Genomic DNA, 534 nt, shown 5'->3' with positions numbered 1-534 from the left:
TGACTGAGGAAGAATTAGAACATGCCCTCCAACTTATTAACAACAGACCAAGGAAATGTTTAGGATGGAAAACTGCTCACGAATCATTTGAAGAAGAAGTGTCGCACTTGGATTGACAATCCGTCACTTGCAATAAATGTACTCATTACTGTTTACTTAATAGCACAATTCACAATCTTTTCTTTTAGTTAATTTCTATAGGAGCCGAATGATTGATTTTATTAGAGATAACTCATTAAGCTAACGAAAAACGTTAGTTGAACACAGCAGGGAGCAGCTTACCAGTTGGCAACTGCTCCCTTTTTGTTATGCAAACCGGCAGAGTAGGATAGCGCGACGAAAGGTACGAAACTTTATCTCGATGAATAATAAGTTTTGCTCAGGTAACCTTAATAAAAACATGGATTTTTTATTAAGGAGGAACAAGAGTGTTTAACTACATAGTACTCGTATTAATGGTGATGATAAACGTATCAGGACATAACGAATGGGTGAACATTGATCAAACTGAAGAGAAAGTTATCAAGTCATATG

Annotated in this window: 1 pseudogene; it reads left to right on the top strand. The window is 36.1% G+C overall.

Annotated features, from left to right (window positions below):
* Positions 1-116, top strand: a pseudogene (locus KJS58_RS24855) (IS30 family transposase); the annotation flags it as partial.
* Between the last annotated feature and the right edge of the window lie 418 nt (positions 117-534).

This window comes from Paenibacillus sp. J45TS6, from assembly GCF_018403285.1.
Classification (GTDB): domain Bacteria; phylum Bacillota; class Bacilli; order Paenibacillales; family Paenibacillaceae; genus Paenibacillus.
Note: the sequence above shows the minus strand (reverse complement) of the source record. Positions and strands in the feature narration are given on the sequence as shown.